This is a genomic window from Streptomyces venezuelae (assembly GCF_008642355.1).
Lineage (GTDB): Bacteria > Actinomycetota > Actinomycetes > Streptomycetales > Streptomycetaceae > Streptomyces > Streptomyces venezuelae_B.
The window spans coordinates 4,777,474-4,790,884 of sequence record NZ_CP029193.1 but is presented as its reverse complement, the minus strand read 5'-3'; the positions used below and the strand labels follow the sequence as shown (position 1 = coordinate 4,790,884).

Genomic DNA, 13,411 nt, shown 5'->3' with positions numbered 1-13,411 from the left:
GGGTCTTATCCGCACATTGCTGACTCTTTAGACACTGCCGCAACTGGGGTATCCACACGTAACGTGTGGCACATCCCTATGGAAAGCGAGGCAGGTACGCATGTCCGAGCAGACCCCGCTCGACCCCGCCGCCGGTGACTCCGCCGACCTTCCCGGAGGCGATCCCTTCGGACTTCCCGAGGGCGACCCCTTCGGCCCCCACAACCTTCCCTACGGCGTGTTCTCCCTGGCCGGGGAGGCGGACGGCCGACGCAGGGTGGGGGTACGGCTCGGCTCGTACGTCCTGGACGCGGGCGCCGCGGCCGCCGCGCTCGGCTCCCCCTACGTCTCACTCCTCGCCCGGACCACGCTGAACCCGCTCCTCGCCGCAGGCCGCAGGGCCTGGTCCGACGTGCGGCGCGCACTGACGGCATGGGTGACGGTGCCCGCCCACCGTGAGGCCGTACGCCCCCTGCTGCACCCCCTCTCCGACGTGACCCTGCACCTGCCCTTCGAGGTCGCGGACTACGTCGACTTCTACGCCTCCGAGCACCACGCCTCCAACCTGGGGCAGATGTTCCGGCCGGACGCGCCGTCACCGCTGACGCCCAACTGGAAGCACCTGCCCATCGGTTACCACGGCCGGTCCGGCACGGTCGTGGTGTCCGGCACGGACGTCGTCCGCCCGACGGGCCAGCGCAAGTCACCCGCGGACCCGGTCCCCGTCTTCGGCCCGTCCGTCCGGCTCGACATCGAGGCGGAGGTCGGGTTCGTCGTCGGCGCCTCATCGGAGCAGGGCACCGCCGTCCCCCTCGCGGACTTCCGGGAGCACGTCTTCGGACTGACCCTCCTCAACGATTGGTCCGCACGCGACATCCAGGCATGGGAGTACGTGCCGCTCGGCCCGTTCCTCGGCAAGTCGTTCGCCACGTCGGTGTCGGCATGGATCACCCCGCTGGAAGCACTGGACTCGGCGCGGATCGCACCCCCCGAGCGCACGCACCAGCTCCTGCCCTACCTGGACGACTCCGCGGAGTCCGCGGCGGACGAGCCGGGCGGCTATGACCTGCGCATGACCGTCACCCTGAACGGCCAGGTCATCTCGGAACCGCCGTTCTCCACGGTGTACTGGACGGCCGCGCAGCAGCTCGCGCACATGACGGTCAACGGCGCCTCGTTGCGCACCGGCGACCTGTACGGCTCGGGCACGGTCAGCGGCCCCGAGCCCGGCCAGTTCGGCTCGCTGATCGAGATGACCTGGAACGGTCGCGACCCCCTCGAACTTCCGGACGGCAAGCGGACTTTCCTGGAGGACGGCGACGTGGTCACGCTCTCGGCTTGGGCACCGGGCCCGAACGGCACGAAGGTCGGACTGGGCGAGGTGACGGGCCGGATCGCGGCAGCGCGCTGACCCCCACTCCACGAGCTTGTACCAAACACTTGACACAAAACTCCGAGTGAGGTGAACTTGTACTCAGCGCTTGATACAAACGGGCGCTGAGTACAGGTCCGGGCCCGACCACCCGGCACCGATCACTCGGGGGTTCACCATGCAGCACACCGACACCGACACGAGTACCGCCACGACCCGTACCGCGTCAGCGCTCTCACCTCCCTCATCCCCCTCGCCTGCCCCTCCTCTCCCGCCAGAGGAAGCCGCGCGCGCCCGCGTAGATCTGTACGCCCGGTGGGCCGGCCTCGCCGCAGGTGCCGCCGCGGCCTGGGCGGTGGCGTCCCGCGACGACGGCCTGGGCATCGGGATCCTGTACGCCATACCGGCGTTCGGCCTCTGCGCCGTCGCCGGAGTACTGCTCGGCGACGCCCTCACACCTCCGCCCCGCGGCCCGATCCGCAGCGCCGGCCTCACCCCGCGCAGAGTCAGGGACTACGTACCGCGCCGGACAACACACCTGCTCGTCGCACAGGCGCTGGCCCTCATCGCCCTCGTCGTCACGGCCGCCGTCATGGCCTCGCCCGACGACCAGGGCCGAGCCGGACGCACCCTGTCCGCCACCTGCCAGGGCATGACCCAGACCGTCGGCCCCTGGCCCGGCCTCTTCTACGGAGGCCCGGTCCTGGCCTCGCTCGCCCTCGGCACAGCCGCGTGCGCGTGGTCCCTGCGCCGGATAGCCCGCCGCCCCTCGGAGGAACAGCCACGCCGTGACCGGGCGCTCGCGATCACCGCGGCCTGGGGGCTGCTGGTCTCCACTCCCCTGCTGGGAACGACGACCTTCGCCGCAGGCTCGCTTCTGGGCCTCGACTGCATGGGCGCGTCCGGGTCGGCCTGGATACTCGTCCCCGTGGCCCTGTCCGCGGCATCCACGATGGCGTGGTCCCTGACCACGATCGTCGCTCCCCGGGCGGGCCGCCGATGACGGGCCCGGCCAGAGGCCCCGCCGTCCGGGTCGACACCACGAGCCCCGTCCCGCCCTACGAACAGATCCGGGCGCAACTCGCCGCCCTCATCACCACGGGCCGCCTCGCCGAGGGTGAACGCCTCCCACCCGTCCGCCAACTCGCCGCCGACCTGGGCCTGGCAGCAGGAACGGTGGCCCGCTCCTACCGCGCGCTGGAAGCGGCCTCCCTCATCCACACGCGCCGCGGCGCCGGCACGAGGGTCGCCCCGCTTCCGGCGGGCACGGCCACTCCTGACCCCGGGCAACTCGCCGTGCTGGCGGCACAGTTCGTAGCCGAAGCCCGCTCCCTCGGGGCGGACGACGCGGCGGCCTTGCGGGCGGTGAGGGAGGCGCTGGACCACGCGTGATCCCATCACACGTACGTGCACGCCTCGGTGGTTCCCGACCGATACGCCGCTCCGACCCGCGAAACTCCGCCCTGTGGAAGCGCCGATGAGCGCCGCCCCAGAGACCGCCGCACCCACGTGATCTTCGTAGGCAGGGGGCGCCTACCAGTCCGGCTCCTCGGCCCCCCAGTCCGGCTCCTCCTCATCACTGAGCGGTGCCTCCGGCATGGCAGGCGCCCCACTCGTCGCAACCGCCCTGCCCGCCGCAGGCGCCCCGTCTGTCGCAACCGCCCCGGCCGCCGCAGCCGCCCCGCCCAAGAACTCGGCGACAACTCCGACCACGCCATCCCCGTACGTCGCCCGCTTCTTCTCGCCGACTCCGCTGATGCCCGCCAGGTCCCCCACGGACGTGGGACGCAATGTGGCGATCTCTCGGAGCGTGGCGTCGTGGAAGATCACGTACGCCGGGACTCCCTGTTCCTTTGCCTGGGCCGCGCGCCAGGCGCGCAGTGCCTCGAACAGGGGGACCGCTTCCTGGGGGAGCTCGGCGACCGCCGCCGCCGACTTCGCCTTGCGGTCACTCTTGGCCGCCCGCGCCGCCGGTGCCCGCTTCGGCTCCTTCCGCAGGCGCACCTCGCGCTCACGGCCGAGGACGGAGCCGCTCGTGTCCGTGAGCACCAGCGTGCCGTACTCCCCCTCGACCGCGATCAGGCCCTGGGCAAGCAGCTGGCGGATGACGCCACGCCACTCGGCCTCCGCCAGCTCCTCGCCGATGCCGAAGACCGAGAGCTGGTCGTGGTCGAACTGGATGACCTTCGCGGTCTTCTTGCCGAGGAGGATGTCGATGATCTGGCCCGCACCGAACTTCTGGCCCCGCTCACGCTGCAGGCGCACGACCGTGGAGAGGACCTTCTGCGCCGCCACCGTGCCGTCCCACGTCTCGGGCGGGGTCAGGCAGGTGTCGCAGTTGCCGCAGGACTCCGCGCCCGCCTCCTGGCCGAAGTAGGTCAGGAGCTGCGCGCGGCGGCACTGGGCGGTCTCGCAGAGCGCCAGCATCGAGTCCAGATGGGAGGAGGCGCGGCGCCGGAACGCCTCGTCTCCCTCGCCGCCCTGGATGAGCTTCCGCTGCTGCACGACGTCCTGGAGGCCATACGCCATCCAGGCCGTCGACGGCAGTCCGTCGCGGCCCGCGCGGCCCGTCTCCTGGTAATACCCCTCAACCGACTTGGGCAGGTCGAGGTGGGCGACGAAGCGAACGTCGGGCTTGTCGATGCCCATGCCGAAGGCGATCGTCGCGCAGACGACGAGGCCGTCCTCCCGCAGGAAGCGGGACTGGTGCGCGGCGCGCGTGCCGCCGTCCAGACCCGCGTGGTACGGGACGGCCTCGATGCCGTTCTTGCAGAGGAACTCGGCGGTTTTCTCCACCGAATTGCGCGAAAGGCAGTAGACGATCCCGGCGTCGCCGGCGTGCTCCTCCTTCAGGAAGGCGAGGAGCTGCTTCTTCGGCTCGGCCTTCGGCACGATGCGGTACTGGATGTTGGGCCGGTCGAAGCTCGCCACGAAGTGCCGGGCGTCGGGCATGCCGAGCCGGTGCGTGATCTCCCGGTGCGTGGCGTCGGTGGCCGTCGCGGTCAGGGCGATCCGCGGCACGTCCGGCCAGCGCTCCCCGAGGAGGGAGAGGGCGAGGTAGTCGGGGCGGAAGTCGTGGCCCCACTGGGCGACGCAGTGCGCCTCGTCGATGGCGAAGACCGAGATCTTGGCCCGCCCGAGGAGGTCCAGAGTCGCGTCCAGGCGCAGCCGCTCCGGTGCCAGATAGAGCACGTCGAGTTCGCCCGCGAGGAACTCCGCCTCCATCACGCGCCGCTCGTCGAAGTCCTGCGTGGAGTTGATGAACCCGGCCCGCACACCGAGCGCCCGCAGCGCGTCCACCTGGTCCTGCATCAGCGCGATGAGCGGGGAGATCACGACGCCGGTGCCGGGCCTGACCAGGGCCGGGATCTGGTAGCAGAGGGATTTGCCGCCGCCGGTCGGCATGAGGACGACGGCGTCCCCGCCGGCCACCACGTGGTCGATGATCGATTCCTGCTCGCCGCGGAAGGCGTCGTACCCGAAGACGCGGTGGAGCGTGCGCAGCGCGTCGCTCTCCGTCACGGTGCCGGTCGCCGCGCCCGGCGCCACTGTCGGCGCCGTCACCTCGCTCATGCCTTGAGTCCCATCCATCGCCCTGTCCCCCGCCGTGCTTCCTGCCTCGGCCACTACCTCGACCACTGCCTCCACGATAGGGCTCCCCACCGACACCCCGGACAGTTATCCACAGGCCGCCGCCCGGCACCCCTTCTCGGGATGCCGGGCGGCAGCGTGCAGACGAAGGACCGTGGCTAGCGGACGAAGACTCCCGCCTGGTTCGCCAGGTCCAGGAAGTACTGCGGGGCCACACCGAGCACGAGCGTCACCGCGACGCCCACGCCGATCGCCGTCATCGTCAGCGGCGAGGGCACGGCGACCGTGGGGCCGTCCGCCTTCGGCTCGCTGAAGAACATCAGCACGATCACGCGGATGTAGAAGAACGCGGCGATCGCCGACGACAGCACACCGACCACGACCAGCGGGCCCGCGCCGCCCTCCGCCGCCGCCTTGAAGACCGCGAACTTCCCGGCGAACCCGGAGGTCAGCGGAATGCCGGCGAAGGCGAGGAGGAAGACCGCGAAGACCGCTGCCACCAGCGGGGACCTGCGGCCGAGCCCCGCCCACTTGGAGAGGTGCGTCGCCTCGCCGCCCGCGTCCCGCACCAGCGTGACGACCGCGAAGGCGCCGATGGTCACGAAGGAGTAGGCACCCAGGTAGAAGAGGACGGAGGAGATGCCGTCCGGGGTGGTGGCGATGACACCGGCGAGGATGAAACCCGCGTGTGCGACGGACGAATACGCGAGGAGCCGCTTGATGTCGGTCTGCGTGATCGCGATGATCGCGCCGCCCAGCATCGTGATGACCGCGACACCCCACATGACCGGCCGCCAATCCCAGCGCAGCCCGGGAAGGACCACGTAGAGGAGGCGCAGGAGGGCACCGAAGGCGGCCACCTTCGTCGCCGCCGCCATGAAGCCGGTGACCGGTGTCGGGGCGCCCTGGTACACGTCCGGGGTCCACATGTGGAACGGCACCGCGCCCACCTTGAAGAGCAGCCCCATCACCACCATCGCGACGCCGATGAGGAGCAGCGCGTCGTTGCCCATGGTGTCGGCGAGCGCAGGGTCCACGGTCTTGACGTTGCCCTCGACGACGTCCGCGACCGTCGCGTACGACACGGAGCCCGCGTATCCGTAGAGGAGCGCGATGCCGAAGAGCGTGAACGCCGATGCGAACGCGCCGAGCAGGAAGTACTTGACGGCGGATTCCTGCGACATGAGGCGCTTGCGGCGGGCGAGGGCGCACAGCAGGTACAGCGGCAGGGAGAAGACTTCCAGTGCGATGAAGAGCGTCAGGAGGTCGTTGGCCGCCGGGAAGACGAGCATGCCGCCGATGGCGAAGAGCGCCAGCGGGAACACCTCGGTGGTGGCGAAACCGGCTTTGGTGGCGGCCTGTTCGCCCTCACTGCCCGGGACGGACCCGGCCTGCGCCACGAACGAGTCGACGCGGTTGCCGTGCGCCACCGGGTCGAGACGCCGCTCCGCGAAGGTGAAGATCGCGACGATTCCGGTGAGCAGGATCGTGCCCTGGAGGAAGAGGGCTGGTCCGTCGACGGCGATGGCACCCATCGCGGCGATCTGCGCCTTGGTGGTCCCGAAGCCGCGGGCCGCGAGCCCGACGACCGCGGCGAAGGCGGCGGCCAGGGAGACCACGGAGAGGAACAGCTGGGCGTAGTAACGGGACTTGCGCGGGACGAAGGCCTCGATGAGCACTCCGATGACGGCCGCGCCGATGACGATCAGCACCGGCGACAGCTGCCCGTACTCGATGGTGGGCGCGTCGATCTTGTCGATCGGGTCGGCCGCCGTTGTCCACAGGCTGTGGACGGCTGTTGCGCTCACTTGGCCGCCTCCACATCGGGCTTGGGGTCTTTCTTCTGTACGTCGGACATCGTGTGCTCGACCGCCGGGTTCACCAGATCGGTGAGCGGCTTCGGGTAGACGCCCAGGCCGATCAGGAGGGCGATCAGCGGGGCGACGACGACCAGTTCACGCACCCGCAGGTCGGGCATGGCCGAGACCTCCGCCTTCACGGGCCCCGTCATCGTCCGCTGGTAGAGGACGAGCGTGTACAGCGCGGCCAGCACGATGCCGACGGTCGCGATGATCCCGACCACCGGATAGCGCGCGAACGCGCCGACGAGGACCAGGAATTCGCTGACGAACGGTGCGAGGCCGGGCAGCGAGAGCGTGGCCAGGCCGCCGATCAGGAAGGTACCGGCGAGCACCGGTGCGACCTTCTGCACCCCTCCGTAGTCGGCGATCAGACGCGAGCCGCGCCGCGAGATCAGGAAGCCGGCGACCAGCATCAGCGCGGCGGTCGAGATGCCGTGGTTGACCATGTAGAGCGTCGCGCCGGACTGGCCCTGCGAGGTCATCGCGAAGATGCCGAGGATGATGAAGCCGAAGTGCGAGATCGACGCGTACGCCACCAGGCGCTTGATGTCGCGCTGGCCGACCGCGAGCAGCGCTCCGTAGATGATGCTGATCAGCGCGAGGACGAGGACGACCGGCGTCGCCCAGTCGCTCGCCTCCGGGAAGAGGCCGAGGCAGAACCGCAGCATCGCGAACGTGCCGACCTTGTCCACGACCGCGGTGATCAGGACGGCGACCGGGGCGGTGGACTCCCCCATCGCGTTCGGCAGCCAGGTGTGCAGCGGCCACAGCGGCGCCTTCACCGCGAAGGCGAAGAAGAAGCCGAGGAAGAGCAGCCGCTCCGTGTTGGTCGCCATGTCGAGCGAGCCGTCCGCGCGCGCGGCGGAGATCTCCTGGAGGGAGAAGTTTCCCGCCACTACGTAGAGCCCGATCACGGCGGCCAGCATGATGAGGCCGCCGACGAGGTTGTACAGGAGGAACTTCACGGCCGCGTACGAGCGCTGCGCCGAGGCGTTCTCGTCCGTGCCCGCGTGGGCGCGGTCACCGAAGCCGCCGATGAGGAAGTACATCGGGATGAGCATGGCTTCGAAGAAGATGTAGAAGAGGAAGACGTCCGTCGCCTCGAAGGAGATGATCACCATCGCTTCGACGGCCAGGATCAGGGCGAAGAAGCCCTGGGTCGGGCGCCAGCGGGACGACTTCGTCTCCAGGGGGTCGGCGTCGTGCCAGCCCGCCAGGATGATGAAGGGGATCAGGAGCGCGGTGAGCGCGAGGAGCGCGACGGCGATGCCGTCGACCCCGAGCTCGTAGCGCACCCCGAACTCACTGATCCAGGCGTGCGATTCGGTCAGTTGATAGCGGTCGCCGTCGGGGTCGAACCGTACGAGCACGGTCAGCGCGAGACCGAGCGTGGCGAGCGAGACGAGCAGGGCGAGCCACTTGGCGGCGGTCCGCCGGGCGGCCGGGACGGCTGCCGTGGCGATCGCGCCGACCGCGGGCAGGACCGCCGTCGCTGTCAGCAGGGGAAAGGACATCGGTATCAGACCGCCCTCATCAGCAGGGTCGCGGCGATGAGCACCGCAGCGCCGCCGAACATCGAGACCGCGTAGGAGCGGGCGTAGCCGTTCTGCAGTTTGCGCAGCCGCCCGGAGAGGCCGCCGACCGAGGCCGCCGTGCCGTTGACGACGCCGTCGACCAGGGTGTGGTCCACGTAGACCAGGGACCGCGTGAGGTGCTCGCCGCCGCGCACCAGGACGACGTGGTTGAAGTCGTCCTGGAGGAGGTCGCGGCGGGCGGCACGGGTGAGCACCGAGCCGCGCGGGGCCGTGACCGGGACGGGCCTGCGCCCGTACTGCACGTAGGCGAGGGCGACGCCGATGACGAGGACCACCATGGTGGCGCCCGTGACCGTGGCCGCGCTCAGCGGCGAGTCGCCGTGGTCGTGCTGGGTGACCGGCTCGAGCCAGTGCGTGAAGCGGTCGCCGATGCTGAAGAAGCCACCCGCGAACACCGAACCGAAGGCGAGCACGATCATCGGGATCGTCATGGACTTCGGGGACTCGTGCGGGTGCGGCTCGTCGTGCGCGCCCCGTGTCTCGGCGGCGGGCTCGACGTCCGGCTGGGCCGGGGAGGCCGTGGGCCGGTTACGCCAGCGCTCCTCTCCGAAGAAGGTCATGATCATCACGCGCGTCATGTAGTACGCGGTGATGGCCGCGCCCAGGAGCGCCACCGAGCCGAGGATCCAGCCCTCCGTGCCGCCCTTGGCGAACGCCGCCTCGATGATCTTGTCCTTGGAGAAGAAGCCGGACAGACCGGGGAAACCGATGATCGCGAGGTAGCCGAGGCCGAAGGTGGCGAAGGTGACCGGCATGTACTTCCTCAGGCCGCCGTACTTCCTCATGTCGACCTCGTCGTTCATGCCGTGCATGACCGAACCGGCGCCGAGGAAGAGCCCGGCCTTGAAGAAGCCGTGCGTCACCAGGTGCATGATCGCGAAGACGTAGCCGATGGGGCCGAGGCCCGCGGCCAGGATCATGTACCCGATCTGGGACATCGTCGAGCCGGCGAGGGCCTTCTTGATGTCGTCCTTCGCGCAACCGACGATCGCACCGAACAGGAGCGTGACCGCTCCGACGACGGTGACGACGAGCTGCGCGTCCGGTGCCCCGTTGAAGATCGCGCCGGAGCGGACGATCAGGTAGACACCGGCGGTCACCATCGTCGCGGCGTGGATCAGGGCCGAGACCGGGGTCGGGCCCTCCATCGCGTCGCCGAGCCAGGACTGCAGCGGCACCTGTGCGGACTTGCCGCACGCGGCGAGCAGCAGCATCAGGCCGATGGCGGTGAGCTTGCCCTCCGACGTGTCACCCGTGGCCTCCAGGACGGGCCCGAAGGCGAACGTCCCGAAGGTGGTGAACATCAGCATGATGGCGATGGACAGGCCCACGTCGCCGACCCGGTTGACCAGGAAGGCCTTCTTCGCGGCGGTGGCCGCGCTGGGCTTGTGCTGCCAGAAGCCGATCAGGAGGTACGAGGCGAGGCCCACGCCCTCCCAGCCGACGTACAGGAGCAGGTAGTTGTCGGCGAGGACCAGGAGGAGCATCGCCGCGAGGAACAGGTTCAGGTAGCCGAAGAAGCGGCGGCGCCGCTCGTCGTGCTCCATGTACCCGATCGAGTAGATGTGGATCAGGGTGCCCACACCGGAGATCAGCAGGACGAACGTCATCGACAGCTGGTCGAGCTGGAAGGCGACGTCCGCCTGGAAGCCCTCGACGGGGATCCAGCTGAACAGGTGCTGCGACAGGGAGCGGTCCTCGGCGCCCTTGCCGAGCATGTCCGAGAAAAGCACCACGGCGATGACGAAGGAGGCGGCCGCGAGCAGCGTGCCGAGCCAGTGGCCCGCGCGGTCCAGTGCCCGCCCGCCGCACAGCAGTACGGCCGCTCCGAGCAGAGGCGCCGCGACGAGCAGCGCAATCAAGTTCTCCACGATTCAGCGACCCCTCAGAGCTTCATCAGGCTGGCGTCGTCGACCGAGGCCGAGTGGCGGGAACGGAACAGCGACACGATGATCGCGAGCCCGACCACGACCTCCGCGGCGGCGACGACCATCGTGAAGAACGCGATGATCTGGCCGTCGAGGTTGCCGTGCATCCGGGAGAACGCCACGAACGCGAGGTTGCAGGCGTTGAGCATGAGCTCGATGCACATGAACACCACGATCGCGTTCCGCCTGATGAGCACGCCGGTCGCACCGATCGTGAACAACAGGGCGGCGAGGTACAGGTAGTTGACGGGGTTCACTTCGACGCCTCCTCGGTCCGCCCGATGTCGCCGCTCCGCACGTCGGGCCGCTCCAGACGGTCGGTGGAGCGCTGTTCGAGCGCCCGCAGGTCGTCCAGCGCCTCGTTCGACACGTCGCGGATCTGGCCGCGGTCACGCAACGTCTTGTTGACCGTGAGCTCCGACGGGGTGCCGTCGGGGAGCAGGCCCGCGATGTCCACGGCGTTGTGCCGCGCGTACACACCAGGGGCGGGCAGCGGCGGCAGGTGCTTGCCCTCGCGCACGCGCTGCTCGGACAGCTCGCGCTGAGTCTGGGCGCGCTCCGTGCGCTCGCGGTGGGTCAGCACCATCGCGCCGACCGTCGCCGTGATGAGCAGGGCGCCGGTGATCTCGAAGGCGAAGACGTACTTGGTGAAGATGAGCCCCGCGAGGCCCTCCACGTTTCCGCCGGCGTTCGCCTTGCCGAGGCCGTTGAACTCCTTCATGGAGGCGTTCCCGATGCCCGCGAAGAGCAACACCGCGAAGCCGAGCCCACACAGGAGCGCCAGCCAGCGCTGCCCCTTGATGGTCTCCTTCAGGGAGTCCGCCGCGGTGACGCCGACGAGCATGACGACGAAGAGGAAGAGCATCATGATCGCGCCGGTGTAGACGACGATCTGGACGATGCCCAGGAAGTACGCGCCGTTGGCCAGGTAGAACACCGCGAGGATGATCATGGTCCCGGCCAGGCAGAGCGCGCTGTGCACGGCCTTCCTCATGAGGATGGTGCACAGGGCGCCGATCACCGCGACCGTGCCGAGCACCCAGAACTGGAAGGCCTCGCCGGTCGAGGTCGAGTAGGCGGCGAGCTGCGTCATCGGCCGACCACCTTCTCCGAGGCGGGCTCGCCGTCTCCGAAGTCCGCGGCCGCCTCTTGCGGCGTCTCGCCCTTGGAGACGGCGACCTGCGGCACGGTGCCGGGCGCGGCCTCGGTGACCAGGCCGCGGTAGTAGTCCTGCTCGTCCGTGCCGGGGAAGATCGCGTGCGGCGAGTCGACCATGCCCTCTTCGAGGCCGGCGAGCAGCTGCTCCTTGGTGTAGATGAGGTTCTCGCGGCTGCTGTCGGCCAGCTCGAACTCGTTCGTCATCGTCAACGCGCGCGTGGGGCACGCCTCGATGCACAGGCCGCACAGGATGCAGCGGGCGTAGTTGATCTGGTAGACGCGGCCGTACCGCTCACCGGGCGAGTACCTCTCCTCGTCCGTGTTGTCCGCGCCCTCCACATAGATGGCGTCCGCGGGACAGGCCCAGGCGCAGAGCTCACAGCCGACGCACTTCTCCAGGCCGTCCGGATGGCGGTTCAGCTGGTGCCTGCCGTGGAAGCGGGGAGCAGTGGTCTTCTGCTGCTCGGGATACTGCTCGGTCAGCCGCTTCTTGAACATGGCCTTGAAGGTCACGCCGAAGCCCGCGACAGGGTTCTGGAACCCCTGGTTCGATTGGTTCGACTCGTGCGACTCCTGGTTCGACTCAGCCATCGGACGCCTCCTTTCCGTCACTTCGGGTTCCGTCACTTTGAGTATCCGGTCCACCACTGACAATCAGCTCCCGCTCCTGGCGCGAGCGTCGGCGCGGGACGGGTGGCAGGCTCTGGCCGGGCAGCGGCGGCACGGGGAATCCGCCGGCCATGGGGTCGAAGGCGACCGGCTTCTCCTCCTCGGCGGCGGCTTCCTTCTCGCGCCTGTCGCGGAAGATGTCGACGACGACGGAGAGCAGCAGCAGCGCGATGACCCCGCCGCCGACATAGAGCGCGATCGAGGTGAATTCGTAGTCCTCGTTCCGCATCGCCCTGACCGTGGCGACCAGCATGAGCCAGACGACGGAGACCGGGATCAGGACCTTCCAGCCGAGCTTCATCAGCTGGTCGTAGCGGACGCGGGGCAGCGAGCCGCGCAGCCAGATGAAGAAGAACAGCAGCAGCTGGACCTTGATCACGAACCAGAGCATCGGCCACCAGCCGTGGTTCGCGCCCTCCCAGAACGTGCTGATCGGATACGGCGCCCGCCAGCCGCCCAGGAAGAGCGTGGCCGACACCGCCGAGACGGTGACCATGTTGATGTACTCGGCGAGCATGAACATCGCGAACTTGATGGACGAGTACTCGGTGTTGAAGCCGCCGACGAGGTCGCCCTCGGACTCCGGCATGTCGAACGGCGCGCGGTTCGTCTCGCCGATCATCGTGACGATGTAGATGATGAAGGAGACGGGAAGCAGCAGGACGTACCAGCGGTCCGCCTGCGCCTCGACGATCGCCGACGTCGACATCGACCCGGAGTAGAGGAAGACGGAGGCGAAGGCCGCGCCCATCGCGATCTCGTACGAGATCATCTGCGCGCAGGAGCGCAGGCCGCCGAGGAGCGGGTACGTCGATCCGGAGCTCCAGCCCGCGAGCACGATGCCGTAGATGCCGACCGAGGCGACCGCGAGGATGTAGAGCATCGCGATCGGCAGGTCCGTGAGCTGCATCGTGGTGCGATGGCCGAAGATCGAGACCTCGTTGCCCGCTGGCCCGAACGGGATCACCGCGATCGCCATGAAGGCCGGGATCGCAGCGATGACCGGGGCAAGGATGTAGACCACCTTGTCCGCGCGCTTGACGATCACGTCTTCCTTGAGCATCAGCTTGACGCCGTCCGCGAGGGACTGCAGCAGACCCCAGGGGCCGTTCCGGTTGGGGCCGATGCGCAGCTGCATCCAGGCGACGACCTTGCGCTCCCAGACGATGGCGAGGAGAACCGTCACCATCAGGAACGCGAAGCAGAAGACCGCCTTGAAGGCGACCAGCCACCAGGGGTCGCGGCCGAACATGGACA

11 protein-coding genes are annotated in these 13,411 nt (G+C 69.2%); 3 read left to right on the top strand and 8 right to left on the bottom strand.

Features of this window, described 5'->3' with window-relative positions; all coding sequences use genetic code 11:
• Window positions 1-100: 100 nt before the first annotated feature.
• The 3 genes from fahA (at window position 101) to DEJ47_RS22215 (ending at window position 2,743) form a co-directional block, all read left to right on the top strand.
• The gene (gene fahA / locus DEJ47_RS22225) at window positions 101-1,390 is read left to right on the top strand and encodes a fumarylacetoacetase (protein WP_150170973.1); all 1,290 of its coding nucleotides are present in this window, start codon (window positions 101-103) and stop codon (window positions 1,388-1,390) included.
• A 316-nt stretch (window positions 1,391-1,706) separates the two neighbouring features.
• On the top strand, window positions 1,707-2,354 hold the full coding sequence (locus DEJ47_RS22220) for a hypothetical protein (RefSeq protein WP_223828453.1): 648 nt from the start codon (window positions 1,707-1,709) through the stop codon (window positions 2,352-2,354).
• Entirely contained in the window at window positions 2,351-2,743 is a 393-nt protein-coding gene (locus DEJ47_RS22215) for a GntR family transcriptional regulator (RefSeq protein WP_150170971.1), read from the top strand. The genes DEJ47_RS22220 and DEJ47_RS22215 overlap by 4 nt, the downstream gene beginning before the upstream one ends.
• Before the next feature lie 141 nt (window positions 2,744-2,884).
• Here DEJ47_RS22215 and recQ read toward each other — a convergent pair whose 3' ends face one another.
• The 8 genes from recQ to nuoH all read right to left on the bottom strand — a co-directional run bounded on the left by recQ (window position 2,885) and on the right by nuoH (window position 13,406).
• Entirely contained in the window at window positions 2,885-4,924 is a 2,040-nt protein-coding gene (gene recQ, locus DEJ47_RS22210; protein WP_150170968.1) for a DNA helicase RecQ, read from the bottom strand.
• A 176-nt stretch (window positions 4,925-5,100) separates the two neighbouring features.
• Window positions 5,101-6,750 carry an NADH-quinone oxidoreductase subunit NuoN gene (gene nuoN / locus DEJ47_RS22205; RefSeq protein ID WP_150170966.1) on the bottom strand — a complete coding sequence of 550 codons (1,650 nt, stop codon included), beginning with the start codon at window positions 6,748-6,750 and terminating at the stop codon, window positions 5,101-5,103.
• Window positions 6,747-8,318: an NADH-quinone oxidoreductase subunit M gene (locus tag DEJ47_RS22200; protein ID WP_150170964.1), complete on the bottom strand. Its 1,572-nt coding sequence runs from the start codon at window positions 8,316-8,318 to the stop codon at window positions 6,747-6,749. The genes nuoN and DEJ47_RS22200 overlap by 4 nt, the downstream gene beginning before the upstream one ends.
• 5 nt (window positions 8,319-8,323) lie before the next feature.
• On the bottom strand, window positions 8,324-10,270 hold the full coding sequence (gene nuoL / locus DEJ47_RS22195) for an NADH-quinone oxidoreductase subunit L (protein ID WP_150170951.1): 1,947 nt from the start codon (window positions 10,268-10,270) through the stop codon (window positions 8,324-8,326).
• A 14-nt stretch (window positions 10,271-10,284) separates the two neighbouring features.
• On the bottom strand, window positions 10,285-10,584 hold the full coding sequence (gene nuoK, locus DEJ47_RS22190) for an NADH-quinone oxidoreductase subunit NuoK (protein ID WP_003974374.1): 300 nt from the start codon (window positions 10,582-10,584) through the stop codon (window positions 10,285-10,287).
• Window positions 10,581-11,420: an NADH-quinone oxidoreductase subunit J gene (locus DEJ47_RS22185; RefSeq protein WP_150170949.1), complete on the bottom strand. Its 840-nt coding sequence runs from the start codon at window positions 11,418-11,420 to the stop codon at window positions 10,581-10,583. The genes nuoK and DEJ47_RS22185 overlap by 4 nt, the downstream gene beginning before the upstream one ends.
• Window positions 11,417-12,076, bottom strand: a complete 660-nt coding sequence (nuoI, locus tag DEJ47_RS22180; protein ID WP_150170947.1) for an NADH-quinone oxidoreductase subunit NuoI — start codon at window positions 12,074-12,076, stop codon at window positions 11,417-11,419. Before nuoI ends, DEJ47_RS22185 begins: the two co-directional genes overlap by 4 nt.
• On the bottom strand, window positions 12,069-13,406 hold the full coding sequence (gene nuoH / locus DEJ47_RS22175) for an NADH-quinone oxidoreductase subunit NuoH (RefSeq protein WP_223828726.1): 1,338 nt from the start codon (window positions 13,404-13,406) through the stop codon (window positions 12,069-12,071). Before nuoH ends, nuoI begins: the two co-directional genes overlap by 8 nt.
• Window positions 13,407-13,411: the final 5 nt, after the last annotated feature.

What these genes read in the sequence shown, in the direction of transcription:
- fahA (WP_150170973.1), top strand. Translation starts at nt 101, where the DNA reads ATGTCCGAGCAGACCCCGCTCGACCCCGCCGCCGGTGACTCCGCCGAC.
- DEJ47_RS22215 (WP_150170971.1), top strand. Translation starts at nt 2,351, where the DNA reads ATGACGGGCCCGGCCAGAGGCCCCGCCGTCCGGGTCGACACCACGAGC.
- recQ (WP_150170968.1), bottom strand. Translation starts at nt 4,924, where the DNA reads ATGAGCGAGGTGACGGCGCCGACAGTGGCGCCGGGCGCGGCGACCGGC.
- DEJ47_RS22200 (WP_150170964.1), bottom strand. Translation starts at nt 8,318, where the DNA reads ATGTCCTTTCCCCTGCTGACAGCGACGGCGGTCCTGCCCGCGGTCGGC.
- DEJ47_RS22185 (WP_150170949.1), bottom strand. Translation starts at nt 11,420, where the DNA reads ATGACGCAGCTCGCCGCCTACTCGACCTCGACCGGCGAGGCCTTCCAG.
- nuoI (WP_150170947.1), bottom strand. Translation starts at nt 12,076, where the DNA reads ATGGCTGAGTCGAACCAGGAGTCGCACGAGTCGAACCAATCGAACCAG.
- nuoH (WP_223828726.1), bottom strand. Translation starts at nt 13,406, where the DNA reads ATGTTCGGCCGCGACCCCTGGTGGCTGGTCGCCTTCAAGGCGGTCTTC.